The organism is Streptomyces sp. NPDC017056 (assembly GCF_044332485.1).
Classification (GTDB): Bacteria; Actinomycetota; Actinomycetes; order Streptomycetales; family Streptomycetaceae; genus Streptomyces.
Genome location: NZ_JBIRPD010000027.1, coordinates 56,894 through 76,633, shown reverse-complemented (window position 1 = coordinate 76,633; position 19,740 = coordinate 56,894). Strand labels below are relative to the sequence as shown.

Below are 19,740 nucleotides of genomic sequence, written 5' to 3'. Positions count from 1 at the left end.
CAGCGCTCGGTCAGGGTGTGCCGAACTCGGCGTCGATGAAGGCGAACAGTTCCTGCTCGCCGGCAGCTTCGATGTCCTGGCGTACGTCGTCGGGCGGAGACCCGTCATTCGTCCCGTCCCCGCCGTTCTGCCACTGGGAGAGCAGCGCTTGCAGTTGGACAGCCACCCGGGCCCGTACAGCGGCACTGGCGTCCAAGGCCGACAGGGCCCCGGCGAGGCCGTCGATGCCCGCGAGGACGGCGGCCTCCCCGGCGTTGTCGTCCGGCTCCAACTCGGTGAGGAGGAAGTCGGTGAGCTTGGCGACGGTCGGATAGTCGAAGGCGACGGTGGCGGGCAGGCGCACGCCGGTCGCGGCCTTGAGGCGGTTGCGCAGTTCCACCGCGGTGAGGGAGTCCAGGCCCAGTTCCCGCAGTTCACGGTCGCCAGCGGCGTCGGCCGGCTCCTCGTACCCGAGGACGAACGCGACGTCCCGGCCTACTTGGTCGAGCAGTACGCGGCGACGGTCCGCCGGGGGAGTGGCGGCCAAGGTCCGGCGCAGGTCCGGCCCGTCCGGGCGCGCCGCATCGGCAGGGGTGGGGGTGTTGCTTTGCGCGACGGGTGCTCCGTGTACGGAATGCGACGCGTAACCGATGAGTTCCCGCAGCAGTGGGGGGACGAAGCCGGAGCGCGCCACCGTGGCGATGTCGAAGCGCATCGGTACGAGGGCGGGCCGCCCGGACGCCAGTGCGGCGTCGAACAACCGCAACGCTTCGTCCGTGGGCAAGGTGAGCATGCCCGCCCGTGCCATGCGGGCCAGATCCTTGTCGGTCACATGGGCCGTGACGCCGGTGCGCTGTTCCCACATGCCCCAGGCCAGCGAAACCGCAGGCAGGCCGAGGGCGGCACGGTGACCGGCGACGGCGTCGAGGAAGGCGTTGGCGGCGGCGTAGTTGCCTTGCCCGGGTGCGCCGAACGTGGCGGCGCTGGAGGAGAACAGCACGAACAGCGACGGGTTAGCGTCCCGGGTCAGCTCGTGCAGCCACCAGGCCGTGTCCGCCTTCGGGCGTAGCACTTCGCGCAGGCGGCGGGGGGTGAGGGAGCCGATCACACCATCGTCGGCGACTCCGGCCGCGTGGATCACGCCGGTCACCGGGCGGCCCAACGAGGTGAGGGCAGAGGCGAGTTGGCTACGGTCGCCGACATCGCACCTCACGTGGTGGACCCTGTCGCCCGGTCCCTCGCCCGCTTTGGGAGAGTCGCCGGGCGCCGGGCGTCGGCTGAGCACCGTGACATGGGGTACGCCGAGGTCGAGGAGGTGGCGTACGAGCACCGATCCGATGCCGCCCGTACCGCCGGTGACCAGCACCGTTCCCTCGGGATCCAGTTCCGGCAGCACGCTGCCGTCCGCCTTTGCCTGCGCTTCCGCCTTTGCCTCGGCCTTTGCCTCGGCCTTTGCCTCCGCCTCCGCCGGTGCGGCGTTCGTCAGCCTGGGGACGAACATTCCGCCCGCCCGCACCGCGGTCTGCGGTTCGCCACTGGCCAGCACCTTTCCCACGACGCGGGGGAGCGCGGCGGGCTCGTCCAGGTCCAGCAGGACGATACGGCCGGGCCGTTCGGTCTGCGCCGACCTGACCAGGCCCCACACCGCGGCCGCCGCCGGGTCGGTGACCTCTTCGTCAGCGACCCGCACCGCGCCACATGTGACGACCAGCAGCGACCCGGTGCCGCCGTCCGCCTCCTCCGTCTCCTCCGCCTCCTCGTCCATGCTTTGCAGCTCCTTGAGCACCCGCTCGGTCCACGTGTGCATCCGGTCGACCACGGACGTACGGTCGCCCGGAGCGGGCGGGGGGATGATGATGTCCGCCACGGCGTCCGGAGCCGGCTCGTGGGCGGCGGCACCGTTCTCGGAGGCGACGGCATCCAAGGCCGTCCAGCGCACCGCGAACAGCTCTCCGGCGGGCCGGTCGGCCGCCGTACGGTCACCCGGTGCGGGAAGCTGGTCCTTGGGCACCGCACGCAGCGTCAGCGAGTCCACGCTCAGTACGGGGCGGCCGTTCTCGTCCCACAGCGACAGCTCGACGGAGTCCGCGGCCCCCGACCGGGCCGGCGCCACCCGGACCCGGGCCCGGGACACCGCGCGGTCACCGCCGCGCACCCCCGACCAGGAGAACGGCACCCGGCCGGGCTCGCCGGACGTGTCGAGCAGATGGACGGCGTGCTGGGCCGCGTCCAGAAGGGCGGGGTGCAGCGTGCCCGCGGCGAGCGGACCGGCAGCCTCGGGCAGGACCAGCTCGGCGAAGACCGCCTCGCGGTCGCCGGCGCCGCCCTGCCGCCAGGCACGTACCAGGCCACGGAACGCGGGTCCGTAGTCGAAGCCGTGCTCCGCCATCCGCGCGTACAGATCACCCGAATCGAGCCCGACCACGCCCGGAGGGGGCCAGGCGCCGGTGTCGCCGTCGCCGGAGGGCGCCGGCGCGGTGGCGTCCAGGACGCCGACGGCGTGCCGTACCCATGCCGGTTCACGGCCCGTCTCGTCCCCGGCCCGCCGGGCGAAGATCTCTACGGGACGCTGTCGGGTGCCCGGCTCCGGCCCTCCCACGACCACCCGCAGCGGTACCGTGGCACCGCGCGGCACGATCAGCGGCACCTCGACGGTCAGCTCCTCGACCTGCGGGCTGCCCACCTCGCGGCCCGCCCGCAGCGCCATGTCCAGCAGCGCGGCGCCCGGCAGCAGCACGGTGCCCAGTACCGCGTGATCGTTGAGCCAGGCGGTGGCGCCCGCCGCCGATATCCGGCCGGTGAAGACCATGCCCTGGTTGCCGGGCAGTTCGACCCCGGCGCCGAGCAGGGGGTGACCGAGCGTCCGCTGCCCCAGCGCGGCGGCAGCCCCGCGCCGCCCGCCGCCGTGGTCCGGCTCCAGCCAGAGCCTGCGGTGCTCGAACGGGTATGTCGGCAGATCGACCTGTCGACCACCCGCCAGCATGCGGTCCCAGCCGACCTCACGTCCCCGGACGTGCAGCTCGGCGAGGGCGGTCAGCAGCGTACGTACGGCCGGGCGGCCTCGGCGGGCCACGCTCACCGTCAGGGTTCCGGCTTCCTGTTCCTCCCCGCCGGCGGCCAGGCACTCGGCCGCCGCCGTGGCGAGCACGGTGTCCGGCCCCAGTTCGCAGAAGTCGGTGACCCCGGCGGTACGCGCGGCCGCCACCGCGTCCCGGAACCGTACGGCCTCGCGCAGTTGCCGCACCCAGTACCCGGCGGAGCAGAGGTCGGCCGGATCGGCGGGCCGTCCGGTGACGCCGGAGACGACCGGCAGCGACGGCACCTGGTAGTCGATTCCTTCCGCCACGTCGCGGAACGCGTCCAGCGCCGGGTCCACCAGCGGCGAGTGGAAGGCGTGGCTCACGCGCAGCGGGCGCGTCCGGTGCCCGCGGTCCCGCAAGGCGGCGACGACCGGGGCGAGCGCATCGGCCGCCCCGGACAGCACGACGGACGCCGGGCTGTTGACGGCCGCGACCGCCACCTGGCCCGCGTGCCCGGCCAGTAGCGGCAGCACCGCTTCCTCGGGTGCCTGTACGGAGACCATCGCGCCGCCTGCGGGCAGTGCCCCGAGCAGTCGTCCCCGCGCGGCCACCAGGCGGCAGGCGTCGGGCAGCGGCAGCACGCCCGCGACGTGCGCGGCCGTCAGCTCGCCGATCGAGTGCCCTACCAGGTGCGTCGGCCGGATGCCCCACGTCTCCAGCAGCCGGAACAGCGCCACTCCGACGGCGAACAGGGCCGGCTGCGCGAAGGCGGTGTCCGTGAGGGGAGACGCGTCCGGTTCCGCGAGGGGAGACGTGTCCGGTTCCGCGAGGGGAGACGTGTCCGGTTCCGCCTCATGTCCTGGTTCGGGCGCGTGGTCGGGCGAGGGCGTGGGTTCGGGTTTGGGTTCGGGTTCGGGCGTGGGCTCGGTGAGCAGCAGGGCGCGCAAGGTCCGGCGCAGTGGCTCCTCGAAGTGTGCGCAGACCTCGTCCAGAGCGCGTGCGAAGGCCGGGAAGGTCTCGTACCACTCCTGGGCCATACCGGGACGTTGCGCTCCCTGGCCGGTGAAGAGGAAGGCGAGACCGCCGCGCGGGGCTGTGGTGCCGCTGACGATGCCGGGTGTCGGCGTGCCGTCCGCCAGTGCGGTCAGCGCCTCGCGCGTGCCGCTGATGGCCACGGCGCGGTGTTCGAACATCGAGCGCGTCGTGGCCAACGAGTGGGCGAGATCGCGTGGGGCGTACTCGCCGCACCGGTCGGCGAGCCGGCGGGCCTGCGCGGCCAAGGCCGTGGGGGTACGGGCGGAGAGCACGAGCGGCGCCACCTCGGCCGACCCGTCCGGGTGCCGGTCCTCGCCGGTCTCCGGAGCCGGTGCCGGTGCCTGCGCCGGTGCCGGTGCCGGTGCCGCTTCGAGGATGAGGTGGGCGTTGGTGCCGCTGACGCCGAAGGAGGAGACGGCGGCCCGGCGCGGGGTGTCGCCGGGTTGCCAGTCTGTCGCTTCGGTCAGCAGGCGTACGGGTCCTGCGGCCCAGTCGATGTGCGGGGAGGGCTCATCCGCGTGCAGCGTACGAGGGAGCTGGCCATGGCGCATCGCCATGACCATTTTGATGACGCCGGCGGCTCCGGCGGCGGCCTGGGTGTGCCCGATGTTGGATTTCACCGAGCCCAGCCACAGCGGCCGTTCGCGTTCGTGCCCGTAGGTGGCCAGCAGCGCGTTCGCCTCGATCGGGTCGCCCAGAGCGGTCCCGGTGCCGTGGGCCTCGACAGCGTCGACGGCCGAAGGGCCGAGTCCGGCGTCACGCAAGGCATCCTGGATCACACGCTGTTGGGCAGGCCCGCTGGGCGCCGTCAGCCCGTTGGAAGCACCGTCCTGGTTGACGGCGGAGCCGCGGATGACCGCCAGCACCGGATGCCCGTTGCGCTCGGCGTCGGAGAGTCGTTCCACGGCGAGTACGGCCGCGCCCTCGCCCCAGCCGACCCCGTCGGCCGTGGCCCCGAATGCCTTGCAGCGCCCGTCCGGCGCCAGCCCCCGCTGCCTGCTGAACTCCACGAAGGCCGTCGGACTGCACATGACCGTCGCGCCCCCGGCCAGGGCCAGGTCGCATTCGCCCTGTTGGAGGGAGCGTACGGCCAGGTGCAGGGCCACCAGCGAGGACGAGCACGCCGTATCGACCGTCAGTGCCGGGCCCTCCAGCCCGAAGGCATAGGCCACCCGGCCGGACGCCACACTGGCCGCTCCGCCCGTGGTGGCATACCCCTCCAGGTCCTCGGGCACGTCCTGCGGGCGGTTGGCGTAGTCCTGTAGCGCCAGGCCGGTGAAGACGCCGGTGCGGGTGCCGCGCAGCCGGACCGGGGCGATACCGGCGCGTTCCACTGCCTCCCAGGAGACCTCCAGCAGCAGTCGCTGCTGCGGGTCCATGGCGAGCGCTTCGCGCGGGCCGATGCCGAAGAACGCGGGGTCGAAGCCGGCGACATCGGCGAGGAAGCCGCCTTCCCGCGCATACGACGTGCCGGGGTGGTCAGGGTCGGGGTGGTGGAGTCCCGCCAGGTCCCAGCCGCGGTCGGTGGGAAACCCGGACACGGCGTCACGCCCGTCGCGTACGAGCCGCCACAGATCCTCGGGAGACGCGACACCGCCGGGGAAGCGGCAGCCGATGCCGACGATCGCCACCGGGTCGTCCGCTGTGACGGCGGTTCCGCGAACGGCCTCCACTGCGGTGGTGGCGCGGCCGGACAGACGGTCCGCCAGGTGAGCGGCCAGCGCGTGGGGCGTCGGGTGGTCGAAGGCCAGGGAGGCGGCGAGGGTGAGCCCGGTGGCGGCGGCGAGACGGTTGCGCAGTTCCACCGCGCCCATCGAGGTCAGCCCGGCGTCCCGGAACGCCCGGCGCGGATCGAAGCCCGTATCGCCCTCGGCCGTGCCGGAGCCGGGGCCGCCCAGCACCTGGGCACAGACCTCCACCACCAGGCGCAGCACCTCGTCCTCGGCGATGTCCGTGGGCGGGGGAGCGGGGGCGACCGTGGCCTCCGGCAGGGCGGGAGCGGCCGCGACCGGCTGGCGGTGCGTCACGTCACCGAGCCAGTACCGCCGACGCCGGAAGGCGTACGTCGGCAGCTCCGCGCGCGGAGCCTCGGGCAGCATCGCGGACCAGTCGACCCGGCCGCCGCGTACGTGCCTCCGGGCCACCGCCGTGAGCAGTGTGGCCACCTCGGGCCGTTCACGTCGCATCAGCGGTACGGCGAGCGAGTCACCGTCGGTCAGGCAGTCCTGCGCCATCGGCGACAGCACGCCGTCCGGCCCCAACTCCAGGAAAGTCCGGGCCTCGTCGCCCTCCAGCGCCCGTACGGCATCCAGGAAACGCACCGGCGAGACGATGTGCCGTACCCAGTACTCGGCCGACCCGAAGAACGCCGGGTCCACCGGCTCCCCGGTCAGCGTGGAAACGACCGGAACGGCGGGCGTGGCGAAGCCGATGCCCTCCAGCACGGCACGGAACGGCTCCAGCACCGGCCGCATGAGCGGCGAGTGGAAAGCGTGGCTGACGCGCAGCCTGCGGGTCCGGTGCCCGTCCGCCGCGAAGCGGGCCGCGAGCTCCAGTACGGCACGCTCGTCACCGGAGAGCACCACGGCTTCGGGGCCGTTCACCGCCGCGAGGGTGACCAGCCCCTCGTATGCGGCCAGCCGCGGCCCGGCCTCGTTCTCGGATGTCTGCACCGCGACCATCGCCCCGCCCTCGGGGAGCGCCTGCATCAGCGCCGCCCGCGCCGCGATGAGCCGCGCTGCGTCGGGCAGTGTCAGCACACCGGACACGTGGGCCACCGCAACCTCGCCGATGGAGTGCCCGGCGAGCACATCGGGTGTCACGCCCCACGACTCCAGCAGTCGGAACAAAGCCACCTGGAGAGCGAAAATCGCCGGCTGGGCGAACTCCGTACGGCTCAGCAGCCCGGCCGACGGCGCATCGTCTTCCGCACAAAGCACCTCGTACAGATCCCGGCCCACATGCGGCGCGAGCACCGCGCACACCTCGTGAAGGGCGGCTTTGAACACCGGGAAGGCCGCGGCCAAGTCTGCTCCGGCGCGCGGGCGTTGGGAGCCCTGCCCGGTGAAGAGAAAACAGGTGTCACCGCTCACCCGGCGGCCGGTGATCAGTTCGTCGGACGTACGGCCCTCGGCGAGGGCCGTGGTGCCCCGCAGGAGGTCCGCCATGGACGAGCCGAGCACCACCGCGCGGTCCCGCAGCGCCGCCCGGCTTTCGGCCAGCGCCCTCGCTACACCGACGGAGGTTTCCCGCCGCTCCGACAGCCACCCGGTCAGCGCCCCTGCCTGCGCCCGCAGGGAGGGCTCGCCTTGAGCGGACAGGAGCCAGGGGAGGACGGCGGGTTCTTCGGCGGCGGTCGGTGGTGGTGCCGTTGCGGGTGCTTGTGGCTGTGCCGGTGCCGGTGCCGCTTCGAGGATGAGGTGGGCGTTGGTGCCGCTGACGCCGAAGGAGGAGACGGCGGCCCGGCGCGGGGTGTCGCCGGGTTGCCAGTCTGTCGCTTCGGTCAGCAGGCGTACGGGTCCTGCGGCCCAGTCGATGTGCGGGGAGGGCTCATCGGCGTGCAGCGTGCGGGGGAGCTGGCCGTGCCGCATCGCCATGACCATTTTGACGACGCCGGCGGCTCCGGCGGCGGCCTGGGTGTGGCCGATGTTGGATTTGACCGTACCGAGCCACAAGGGCCGTTCGCGCTCGCGCCCGTAGGCGGCGAGGACGGCGGCGGCCTCGATGGGGTCGCCGAGGGCCGTGCCGGTGCCGTGGGCTTCCACGGCATCGATGTCGTCAGGTATGAGTGCGGCGTCCCGTAACGCGTCGCGGATGACCTTTTGCTGGGCGGGTCCGCTGGGGGCGGTCAGTCCGTTGGAGGCACCGTCTTGGTTGACGGCGGAGCCGCGGATGACCGCCAGTACCGGGTGGCCGTTGCGCTCGGCGTCCGAGAGGCGTTCGACCGCGAGGACGGCGACGCCCTCGGCGAAGGCTGTACCGTCGGCTCCCGCCCCGAATGCCTTGCAGCGTCCGTCCGGCGCCAGCCCCCGCTGCCTGCTGAACTCCACGAAGGTCGCCGGGCTGGTCATGACGGTGGCGCCGCCCGCCAGCGCGAGATCGCACTCGCCCGACCGCAGGGACCGTACGGCCAAGTGCAGGGCCACCAGCGAGGACGAGCAGGCCGTATCGACCGTGAGGGCCGGGCCCTCCAGGCCCAGGGCGTAGGCGACGCGGCCCGATGCCACGCTCCCCGAAGCGCCGATGCCGAGGAAGCCCTCCAACTCGCTCGGCGCGTCCAGTACGCCGTGGCCGTGGTCGTGCGTGATGCCGGTGAACACTCCGACCTTGCGGCCCGCCAAAGCATCGGCGCTGATGCCGGTACGTTCCACCGCTTCCCAGGAGACCTCCAGCAACAGCCGCTGCTGCGGGTCCATTGCCAACGCTTCGCGGTCGGAGATGCCAAAGAACTCGGCGTCGAAGGTGGTTGCGTCGGCCAGGAACCCGCCGCGCTCGGTGAAGGGCGGCCCGCCGGACTCGGCGTCCGCGCGGCGCAGACGGTCGAGGTCCCAGCCGCGGTCCGTGGGAAAGCCGCCGATCACCTCGCCGCCGGACGCGACGAGCTCCCACAACGCCTCGGGGGAGGCGATGCCCCCGGGGAAGCGGCAGCCGATGCCCACGATCGCGACCGGCTCGCGGGTCCTGCTCAGGGCGTCCCGCGTGTGCCGCAGTTCGCCGGTGACCTGCTGGAGCAGGCGGCGTATCTGGTCGTCGTTCATCGGATGCCCCCGTCGGGTGTCCACACGAGATACCGCTGTCCTTTGTCCTTACGAGATGCCGAATTCACGGTGGATCAGGCCGGCGATCTCGTCGTCGCCGGCCGTGTCCCAGTCGATGTCCGAGCCGGCGCCCCCGCCGGCGTCCGAGCCCGGACCCGAGGCGGCGGGCCCGCCGCCGTCCACGCCGGAACGCGCGTCCGGCAGCGGCGGCTCCTGGCAGTCCCCGAACAGTTGCGTACGCACATGGGCGGCGAGCGAGCCGGGGTCCCGCTGCTCGAACACGATGGTGGTGGGCAGCCGCAGCCCGGTGGCCCGGTTGAGGCGGTTGCGCAGATCCACCGCGGCGAGCGAGTCGAAGCCCTGGTCGCGGAAGCTGCGGCCGTCCTCGACGGCGGTGGCGGAGGCACGGCCCTGCGCGGCTGCGGAGCACTCCCGCACCAGCCTCCTGATCGCCTTCTCCTGCTCCTTGGCCGTGGCACCGGCCAGCGCCTGGAGCGGACCGTCGCCCGATGGCTCGGCGGCATCCGCCGTACGGTTCTCCCGAGGCAGCAGATCACGCAACAGCGGGGCCGGGGCCAGGGTGCTCCAGTCGGCATCGACCACCGCGATACGGTCCTCATCGCGGTCCAGCACGGCCTGCAACGCACGCAGGGCAGCCTCCGGGGCGATGGCGTCCGTGCCCCGGCGGCGCAACTGTTCCTCCACCTCCGGCGCGGCGATCCCGCCGCCTTCCCAGTGCCCCCAGGCAATCGCCGTGGCCGGCAGGCCCAGCGACCGGCGGTGCTCGGCCAGAGCGTCGAGAAAGGCGTTGCCCGGCGCGTAGTTGGCCTGGCCGGCGAGCGCACAGACACCGGCGATGGACGAGAAGAGGACGAACGCCGACAGCTCACCGTCCCGCGTCAGCTCGTGCAGGTTGACCGCGCCGACCGCCTTGGCCCGCAGCGCCCGCGCGATCTGCTCCCGGGTGAGGTCGCCGAACAGCGCGTCGTCCAACTCCGCGGCCGTGTGCACGACCGCATCGATCCGGTGGCCCGCCAGGGCCACGGCCAGCTCGTCCCGGTCGCCGACATCACAGGCGGCGACGGTCACCCGCGCGCCGGCGGCGGTCAGCTCGGCCACCAGGTCGTCGGCGCCGGGCGCCGCCCGCCCACGGCGGCTGAGCAGCAGCAGATGCTCCGCGCCGCGCCCGGCGAGCCACCGTGCCACGTGGGCGCCGAGTGCTCCCGTACCACCGGTGACCACGACGGTCCCCGTGCCCGGCCGCCAGTCACGGAGGACGGGTACGTGCGCCAGCGGCGCCCGCCGCAACCGCCGCGCGACCACGCCGGTGGACCGTACGGCCAGTTCGTTCTCCCCGTCCGGAACCCCCACGAGGACAGCGACCAGACGCTCCGCGTCCGCTGCGGAAGGCTCCGGCGGCAGATCGACGACGCCGCCCCACAGACCGCCGTACTCCTGGTCGGCGACCCGGCCGAGCCCCCATACGAGGGCGCCCGCCGGGTTGGTCACCCGATCCGCCGGACCGGTGGCGACCGCGCCGCCGGTGACACACCACAGTGCCGTACCCGGGTCTTTCGTACCGTGCGCGGCCTGGAGAGCCTGTGCGGCTTCGACGGTCGAGGCGAAGCCCGGCGGTGCGTCCGGCGCGGCGGCGAGCAGGGGGTCCTCGGCGAGCGCCAGCAGGGACAGCACCCCACGGGCCGGGCGCGCCAGCGCCGCCGTCAACGCCTGGCGGTCCGGGGCCTCCAGGTTGACCGCGACCAAGGAGGTCAGGGCACCGCGTCGGTCGAACGCGCCGGTCAGGGCCGTGACGAACCCTTCGTACGCGCCGCTTCGCCAATCGTCCGGCACCAAGACGATCCACTCGTCCGCGCCGGTCGTCGGAGAAGGGGCGCCGACGGAGACCGGCGTCCACTCCACCCGGTAACGCAGGGAGTCCAGTGCGGCTTCGGAACGCAGTTCGTCACGCCAGGCAAGCAGCTTCGGCAGGACGATGCCGAGCGCCTTCCGTTCGTCCTCCGTGAGGCCCTTGTCGGTGCCTTCCAGCCGCTCCCAGAAACGCTCGTCCTCGACGGTGGATCCGTCGTTCTCCTCCGCGATGTCGAGCCAGAGGTGTTGGCGTTGGAAGGGATAGGTGGGGAGGGGCCTGGAGGTATGAGGTGCGGGCCAGGTGATGGTGTGGCCGTTGACGTGGAGGTGGGCGGCGGTGGTGTGGAGGTGGTGGGTGTCGGGGTGGTTGCGGTGGAGGGTGCCGGTCGTGTGGGTGGGGGTGGGGTGTGCGGCGGTGATTTCCTCGATGGCGGGGGTGAGGACGGGGTGGGGGCTGGTTTCGATGTAGGTGTGGTGGCCGGCTTGGAGGAGTTCTTGGATGGCGGTGTGGAACTGCACGGGTTCGCGGAGGTTGCGGTACCAGTACTCCGCGTCCAGCTCCTCCGGTTGAGTCCAACGTCCGAGCAGAGTCGAGAAGAAGGGAATGCGCGCTTCCTGGGGATGGACCGTGCCCAGGGCCTTGAGCAGTTCGTCCCTGATGCTCTCGATCTGGGGGGAGTGGGAGGCGTAGTCGACCGGGAGGAGGCGGGTGCGGGCGCCTTGTGTTTGGGCGCGGATGAGGGCCTCGTTGACTCGGTCGATGGGTCCGGAAATGACTGTGGTGGTGGTGCTGTTGGTGGCGGCGATGGTGGTGTGTTCGGGAAGGAGTTCCTGGACGGCTGGTGCGGGGAGGTTGATGGTGGCCATGGTGCCGTGGCCGGTGAGGGGGGTGAGGGCTTGGGCGCGGAGGGTGCTGATGCGGGCGGCGTCGGTGAGGGTGAGGGCGCCGGCGATGTGGGCGGCGGCGATTTCGCCTTGGGAGTGGCCGGTGACGGCGGTGGGGTGGAGGCCGAGGTGTTGTTGCCAGGTGCGGGCGAGGGCGACGAGGACGGCGAAGAGGGTGGGTTGGACGACGTCGATGCGGTCGAGTGATGGGGCCCCGGGGGCTTGCCGCAGGACACGGGTGAGGGACCAGTCTGTGTACGGCCGCAGGGCTTCTTCGCATTCGGCGATGGCGTGGGCGTAGACGGGGTTGGTGTTGAGGAGCTGGCTGGTCATGCCGGGGTATTGGCTGCCCTGGCCGGGGAAGACGAAGACCGGCCCGGCTCCGGCGGGTTGAGCGATGCCCCGGATGAGGTGGGGGTGCTCGTGGCCGGTGGCCAAGGCGGTGAGGGCGTCTCGTACGTCGTCGGGTTGGGTGGCGGTCAGGGCGGCACGGTGGGGCAGCGTGGTGGTGCGGGTGGTGGCCAGGGCGTGGGTGATGGCACGAGGCGGAACCTCAGGGTGCTCGGAGACATGAGTGAGCAGGCGTTGGGCTTGGGCGGCCACGGCGGTGTCCGTCTTGGCGGACAGCAGCCAGGGAATCTCGGGGCTGTCGTCGCCGGGTTCCGCGATTTGGGTCTGGGGTGGTGCTTCGAGGATGAGGTGGGCGTTGGTGCCGCTGACGCCGAAGGAGGAGACGGCGGCCCGGCGCGGGCCCCCGCCGGCCGTTTCCCAAGGCGTGGCCTCTGCCAGCAGGCGTACGGGTCCGGCGGCCCAGTCGATGTGGGGGGAGGGTTCATCGGCGTGCAGCGTGCGGGGCAGCTGACCGTGCCGCATCGCCATCACCATTTTGATGACGCCCGCGGCTCCGGCGGCGGCCTGGGTGTGGCCGATGTTGGTTTTCACCGAACCGAGCCACAGCGGCCGGTCCCGGTCCGCCCCGTACGTGGCCAGCAGCGCGTTGGCCTCGATGGGGTCACCCAGGCTCGTACCGGTGCCGTGTGCCTCCACGGCGTCGACACCGGACGCAGCCACGCCCGCGTCGCGTAACGCCTCCCGGATCACCCGCTGTTGTGCGGGGCCGCTGGGGGCGGTCAGCCCGTTGGACGCGCCGTCTTGGTTGACGGCGGAGCCGCGGATGACTGCCAGCACTGGGTGGCCGTTGCGCTCGGCGTCCGAGAGGCGTTCGACCGCGAGGACGGCGACGCCCTCGGCGAAGGCTGTACCGTCGGCCGCGGCCCCGAATGCCTTGCAGCGTCCGTCCGGCGCCAGCCCCCGCTGCCTGCTGAACTCCACGAAGGTCGCCGGAGTGGCCATGACGGTCGCGCCGCCCGCCAGCGCGAGATCGCACTCGCCCGACCGCAGGGACCGTACGGCCAGATGCAGGGCCACCAGCGAGGACGAGCAGGCCGTGTCGACGGTCACCGCCGGGCCCTCCAAGCCGAACGTGTACGCGACGCGCCCCGACGCCACGCTCCCCGAAGCGCCGATGCCGAGCAGGCCCTCGAATTCCCGTGCTTTGGCCTTCGACGTACGCCCGTGCGGCGGCTGCCCGTAGTCGTGGTACATCAGCCCGGTGAAGACGCCGGTGCGGCTGCCGCGCAGCGACTCCGGGTCCAGCCCGGCCCGCTCCACCGCCTCCCAGGAGACCTCCAGCAGCAGCCGCTGCTGCGGGTCCATCGCCAGGGCTTCCCGCGGCCCGATGCCGAAGAAGTCCGCGTCGAACAGTCCGGCATCGTGCAGGAAGCCGCCCTCCCGGACGTACGACGTACCCGGGTGGTCGGGGTCCGGGTTGTACAGCTTGGCCAGGTCCCAGCCGCGGTTAGTGGGGAACCCGGAGACGGCGTCCCGTCCGTCCCGTACGAGCTGCCACAGCTCCTCCGAGGAGGTCACCCCGCCGGGGAAACGGCAGCCCATGCCGACGATCGCCACCGGGTCGTGTGCCGCGGCGGGGGCCCGCTGAGTCGTGGGCTCCGGGGCGGTGCGGCCGGAGAGGCGGTCCTCCAGGTGCGCGGCCACGGCGTACGGGGTCGGGTGGTCGAAGGCCAGGGAAGAGGCCAGGCCGAGTCCGGTGGCGGTGGCGAGGCGGTTGCGGAGTTCCACAGCGCCGCTCGACGTCAGCCCCGCTTCGCGGAACGCCCGCCGTGGATCGAACGTTCCCGCCCCGGGGCCGCCCAGGACTTCCGCGCACGTCTCCAGCACGAGGTCCAGCAGCCCGCTCGCACGACGCGGCGTCCTCGTCCCCTCGCCCCCGGGCGCCGTGGCTTCCTCGACGGGCGGACGCGCGGCCAGGACCGCTTCGTCGTGGCCCAGCGCCAGGTCGAACGCCGCGGTGAGCTGGTGCTTGGACAGCTGGTCGGCGGGCAGCGCGAGGGCGAGCGAGGGCAGCCCGCGGGCCTGACGGTGCCGGGCCATGGCGGACGCGGCCATGGGGACCGGGCCGTCGCCGTCCGCCGTCGCGTCGATGGTGACGAAAGCTCGGACACCCGCGTCGGCGGCGAACCGGTCCAGCGCGAGCAGGGTGCCGAGGCATTCGGCGAGCGCGTCGTCCGCACCGCGCGTATCGCTCGTACGCGCCAGGGTGTTCGGCGACGCCGAGACATCCGGTGGCGCCGAGACATCCGGCGGCGCCAAGGCATCCGTCCCCGCCGGGGCGTCGGAGGCGTCCGGCAGGACGTGGATCACACCGGTCACGTTCTGCGCCAGACGTTTCGACGCCACGCCGAGCGACCCGCTCCCGGCGCCGACGGCGGCCCACGGGACCAAAGACACCTGGGCGCCCAGCCGCTCCAACTCGGTCCGCAATCCCGCGACGTCCGCCCCCGGCGCCCCCAACGCGGTCACCGCGCCGGCCAGTACGAGCCGCCGGACCCGGTGCGCTGTGACCAGATGCCGGGCAACCGTGGCCGTCAAAGAGGAGCCGGCGCCCGTCAGGAGCAGGATGTCCGACGGGTCGAAGGCGGCGCCGGGCCGGGCGACGACAGGGGCCGCGACCGGCGCCGTCAGTGCCCCGTCGTGCCACGTCACCTCCGGCTCGCCGGAGAAGAGCGCCGCCGACAGGAGTTCGGCGGAGCAGGCAGGGGCGTCCGGAGGCAGCACGAGGGTGGTGACCCGCTCGTCCCGGCACGCCCGTACCGCTCCGCGCACCGCGGCACATGCCAGCACCGGCCCGGCCGGCTCCCCATCCGTCTCCGGCTCCCGTACCACCACCAACAGCCGGGCCCCACCAACAGGTTCACTGGCCGCCATCCACTCCCGGACCTGCGCACCGACCGCCGCGGCCGCTCGCGCGGCGTTCACCGCCCCGCACGCCCTGTCTGCCTCATCTGCCCTGTCTGCCCCATCCACCCCGTCCGTGTCGTCCCCCGCTGCCCGGCTGTACGGGGCGAAGAGCACGACAGCCTCTGATACGTAGTCGTCACCGCCCCCGCTCCGGGGCACCGCCGCCAGATCCGCATAGCCACGGACCTCCCCACCGCGCTCCTCCACGGCCGCCCGTAGAGAGCCTTCGGGCGCCCCGCCCACCACCGCCCACCGCACCCCGCCCGACCGCTCGCTCCCCGCCGCGCCCACTGTCCGGCGGCCCACACCGGACAACCGCCGGTGGGTGACGGCATTGACCGCCCACAGCCGGGACGGCCGGGCCGCCAAACGGTGGCGCATGGCTTTGCCCGACGCCGTACGCGGCACCTTGGCGACGACGTGCAGTTCCTCGGGCACCTTGGTCGCCGAGAGGTGTTCCCGGCACGCCGCGAAGAGATCCTCCGGAGCCAAGTCCATACGTTCCGGGTCCGGCACCACGAACGCCACCGGCACCTCCCCGAGCACGTCGTGCGGCGCGGCGGCCACCGCGGCGTCCGCCACTCCGGGGACGGCGCGCAGCACGTTCTCCACCTCGGTCGGGTGGATGTTCTCGCCACCCCGGATGATCAGCTCCTTGATCCGTCCGGTGATGCGGTAGCACCCGGACGCGTCCCGGCGGGCGAGGTCGCCGGTGTGGTACCAGCCCTCGCGCAGCGCCTCCTCGGTCGCCTCCGGGTGCCCGTGGTAGCCGGCGAACAGGCTGGGGCCGCGCACCCACACCTCGCCCTCCGCGCCGGCCGGCACCTCCGTTCCGGAGTCCGGGTCCGTCAGCCGCAGCTCCAGGCCGGGCACCGGCAGGCCGCACGAGCCCGCCACCCGGTCACCGCCCGGCCGGTTGACGGTCATCAGCCCGCACGTCTCGGTACTGCCGTAGCCGTCGAGCAGCCGCTGACCGAAGGTCTCCTCGAACGCGCGGTGCAGCTCCGGCGAACTGGCCGCGCCCGCGACGAAGCAGCGCCGCAGTCCCCACTCCCGCCGCGGCAGGTCCCGGGCCACGGCCGTGAGCTGGTGGTATGTGGTGGGCACGCCCGCGAGGAAGGTGTAGGGGCGGCGCTTGAGCTCCTGGAGGACGTCCTCGCCGGTGAGGCCGTCCTGTACGTGGGCCGTCGCGCCGACCGCCGTGACGCCGATGACGCACAGCACGTGGGCGAGGCTGTGGAAGAGCGGGGTGGGCCACAGCACCTCGTCGTCCTCGCGCAGGCCGAGGACCGGGGCGTAGCACGCCGCGACCGACCACAGGCAGCTGCGCTGCGTCGACAGCACGCCCTTGGGCTGCCCGGTGGTGCCGGAGGTGTAGAGCATCCACGCGATGTCGTCGAGCCCCAGGTCGTCGCGGGCGGGGATGCCCGGGTCGGTCGCGCACAGGGTCTCGAACGCCAGGGCCCCGTACTGCGCGGGCGACGGGGTACCGGTCACCACCACGCGCAAATGGGGGCGGGTGGCCTGGAGCGGGCGCACCTGGTCGAGGTGCGCGGGGTCGGTGATCAGGACCCGGGCGCCGCAGTCGTCGAGGAAATACGCCAGCTCGCTCCGCGCGGACAGGGGGTTGAGCGGTACCCCTACCCCGGCCGCCCTGGTGATCGCCAGGTAACTCTCCACGTTCTCGACGCAGTTGCCCAGCAGGATGGCCGCCCGGTCGCCCGGCTGGAGCCGCGCCCTCGCGAGGTGTCCGGCCAGCCGCGCCGTGCGCCGGTCCAGCTCCGCGTACGTGACGGCGCGGCGGGCGTCCCGGAAAGCAGTCTTACCGCCCGTCCGCTCGGCGTGCGCGCGCAGCAGCTGGGGCAATGGCGCGATCAGTTCGGTGCGGAACACCTCACCACGTCCTTCACTCGGCCGGGTCCGGTGCGCTCCATTCTTGGCCGCGCGGTGATCCGGCGGCCCCCTGCCGTACCCCTATGCCACCCCTAACGTTCCGCCGGTGCCGGTGCGCTCCAATTCACCGCGGAAAGCCGGGGTAGCGTGCGGACTGACATCGCGATGCGCATTCTCCTTCCGGCTCGTGCGATCACTGCGAGGACGTACATGACTGACGTTGTTCTCTCGTCCGGCACTCTCGATGTGGAATTCCGTGAACGCGGCGAGGCGCACGCCGCGCCATTTCCCGACGCGCATACGCTGGGTGTCATCGACTACGGGCCGCGGCCGTCAGGGCCGTCGCTCTCCCGCCGCGGAGTGGAACTCGCCGTGCCGATGGCCGCCGCGCCGGCGGACGGGTTCGCCGAGGTCTGGACGGTCAACCGCCCCGTCGCGACCGGCGAGCACCACGGAATCCACTATGCGCACGACGGCGAGCACCTGTTCTGCGCGGGCCGCATACCACCGTCTCTGTGTTACGCGCGCAAAACGGAGGAGGCGTACGCGGCCCTGCTCGGGGTGATCGACCGGCTGGGATATCACTCGGTGTTCCGCATGTGGAATTTCATCGGACACATCAACGAAGACAACGCCGAACGGCTGGAGATCTACCAGGACTTCTGCCTGGGTCGCGCCATGGCCTTCGAGAAATCCCGTATACCGCTGCGCCGGCTGTCCGCCGCGACCGGAATCGGCGCGCTCGGCGAGGGAATTTCCTTTTACGCGCTCACCGCGCGGACCGCGTCCTGCACACCGCTGGAAAACCCGCGGCAGCTCGCCGCGTACCGCTATCCGCCGCGTTACGGCCCCAAGCCGCCCAGCTTCGCCCGCGCGACGTACGTACGGCACGCCGGAGCCGGCCCCGGTTCCGCGGCGGCGGGGGAGCGCGACCGCGCGTCCGGCCGCCTGTACGTCTCCGGGACGGCGAGCATCCTCGGCCACGCGTCCGTACACCGCGGGCGGATCGAGGAGCAGGTCCGCACCACGCTCGACAACATCGCCGGCGTCATCGGCGACGCCAACGCCGCCGCGCACGGGCTGGACCACGGCTACCGGCTGACCGACCTGCACCGGGTCAAGGTCTACGTACGCCGGGCCGAAGACCTCGGCACCGTGCGCCGGATGTGCGGCGAGGCGTTCTCGCCGGAGGCGGCGACCGTCTTCCTCAACGTCGACATCTGCCGTTCGGACCTGCTGGTCGAGATCGAAGGCATCGCCCGGTGACCGCCACGCCCCGCCCGCCCCGCCGCACCGCTCCTCCGGAGGTGACCATGCGCCCGTCCCTGTTCCCCGGCGTACCCGACGACAGTGCCCCGCCCCCGGCCGGCCGTCCGCAGACGGACACCGATGCCGTGGTCGTCGGCTGCGGCCCGGTCGGCATGACCGCCGCCATCCTGCTCGCCCAGTGCGGCTGGCGGGTGCTGGCCGTGGACCGCTACCGCGAGCCGTACCCGTTCCCCCGCGTCGTCCACTTCGACGGGGAGACCTCGCGCGTCTTCGCCGCCGCCGGGATCGGTGACGCGCTGCCCGTGATCGGCGACTCCGCCGAGGAGTACGAGTTCCGCAACGCCGACGGCGAGGTGCTCCTGCACTACGACGCGCCGAACGTACCCGCCGAGTCGGGCTGGCCTCGCTCCACGATGATTCACCAGCCCACCCTGGAGGCCATCCTCGCCGAGCGCGCCGCCCGGCTCGACACGCTGCGCGTCGTACGCGGCGACCCGGTCACCGGCCTGACGGACCACGGTGACCACGTACAAGTCACCGTTCCCGGACCCGTGCTGGGCGGGGCGCCGGTCACCACCCGCTGGGTCATCGGCTGCGACGGCGCCAACAGCTTCGTACGCGACCACCTCGGTGGCGGCACGACCGACCTGGGGTACGCGGGCGACTGGCTGCTGTGCGACGTCGTACCGAAGCAGCCGCGCACGTTCCGCCCGAAGAACCTCCAGATCTGCGATCCCGCCCGGCCCACGACCGCGGTCGCCGGCGGCCACGGGCACCGGCGTTGGGAATTCATGCGGATGCCGGGCGAGGACGCGCAGCGCCTCGCCGAGGCGGAGACCGCCTGGCGCCTGCTGGCCCCGTTCGACATCGACCCGGCCAACGCCGACCTCGTACGGCACATGATCTACACCTTCCGCGCGCGCTGGGCGGACACCTGGCGGGCCGGGCGCCTGCTGCTCGCCGGGGACGCGGCCCATCTGATGCCGCCGTTCGCCGGGCAGGGCATGTGCTCGGGCATCCGGGACGCCGCGAACCTCGCCTGGAAACTGGACCTGGTCCTCGGCGGCCGGGCGCCGGAGCGATTGCTCGACACCTACCAGAGCGAACGGCTACCGCACGTCCAGCACATGATCAAGCTGTCCGTCGCCATGGGCGACGTCATCGCCCAGACCGACCCGGCCAAGGCCGCCGAACGTGACGCGGCGATGCTCGCCAAGGACGCCGACCCCGACGAGCTGATGCCCCGGATGTTCTTCAACCCCATCGACACGGGCCTGGTGCGGGCCGGCCCGGACGGCACCGTGACCGCACCTGCGGGCGCGCTCATGCCGCAGGGCCGGGTCGCGTGCGGGAACGCGGTGGACCGTTTCGACGACCTCGTCGGCCGCGGCTTCGTCCTGCTGACCTCCGTCGACCCGTACACCGCCCTCGGATCGCAGGACAGCGCCTTCCTGAAGCTCATCGGCGGCCGCGTCGTCCGGATGCTGCCGCGCGGCACGTCACCGGAGCTCATCGGCCCGCACGCCGTGGTCGACACCGACGGCGTCTACCTGCCGTTCCTCGCCGCGACGGGGCACGTCGGCGTCCTGGTCCGCCCCGACTTCTACGTCTACGGGGCCGCCGCCGACGCCCCGGGGCTGAGCGACCTGGTGCGCGACCTGCGCGACCGGCTCTCCGGCTGAGCCGCACCTCGACAGCGGTCCGGCGCCGCGGTA

Annotated in this window: 4 protein-coding genes; 2 read left to right on the top strand and 2 right to left on the bottom strand. The window is 72.9% G+C overall.

Annotation, left to right across the window (positions count from 1 at the left end; translation table 11 throughout):
* Positions 1 to 10: 10 nt before the first annotated feature.
* Positions 11 to 8,815 carry an SDR family NAD(P)-dependent oxidoreductase gene (locus tag ACH4OW_RS35090; protein WP_398032239.1) on the bottom strand — a complete coding sequence of 2,935 codons (8,805 nt, stop codon included), beginning with the start codon at positions 8,813 to 8,815 and terminating at the stop codon, positions 11 to 13.
* 24 nt (positions 8,816 to 8,839) lie between these two features.
* A complete protein-coding gene (locus tag ACH4OW_RS35085) occupies positions 8,840 to 16,756 on the bottom strand; it encodes a type I polyketide synthase (RefSeq protein ID WP_398032237.1) in 7,917 nt (2,638 codons plus the stop codon).
* Positions 16,757 to 16,966: 210 nt separating this feature from the next.
* On the opposite strand from ACH4OW_RS35085, the gene ACH4OW_RS35080 reads away from it, so the two are divergent.
* Together ACH4OW_RS35080 and ACH4OW_RS35075 are read left to right on the top strand one after the other, a co-directional pair.
* Positions 16,967 to 18,022: an FkbO/Hyg5 family chorismatase gene (locus ACH4OW_RS35080; protein ID WP_360135633.1), complete on the top strand. Its 1,056-nt coding sequence runs from the start codon at positions 16,967 to 16,969 to the stop codon at positions 18,020 to 18,022.
* Complete coding sequence (locus tag ACH4OW_RS35075) at positions 18,019 to 19,707, top strand: bifunctional 3-(3-hydroxy-phenyl)propionate/3-hydroxycinnamic acid hydroxylase (RefSeq protein WP_398032235.1); 1,689 nt, start codon at positions 18,019 to 18,021, stop codon at positions 19,705 to 19,707. The genes ACH4OW_RS35080 and ACH4OW_RS35075 overlap by 4 nt, the downstream gene beginning before the upstream one ends.
* Positions 19,708 to 19,740 lie beyond the last annotated feature (33 nt).

Excerpts from the sequence above, each read along its gene's own strand:
- ACH4OW_RS35080 (WP_360135633.1), top strand. The coding sequence starts at position 16,967 with ATGACTGACGTTGTTCTCTCGTCCGGCACTCTCGATGTGGAATTCCGT.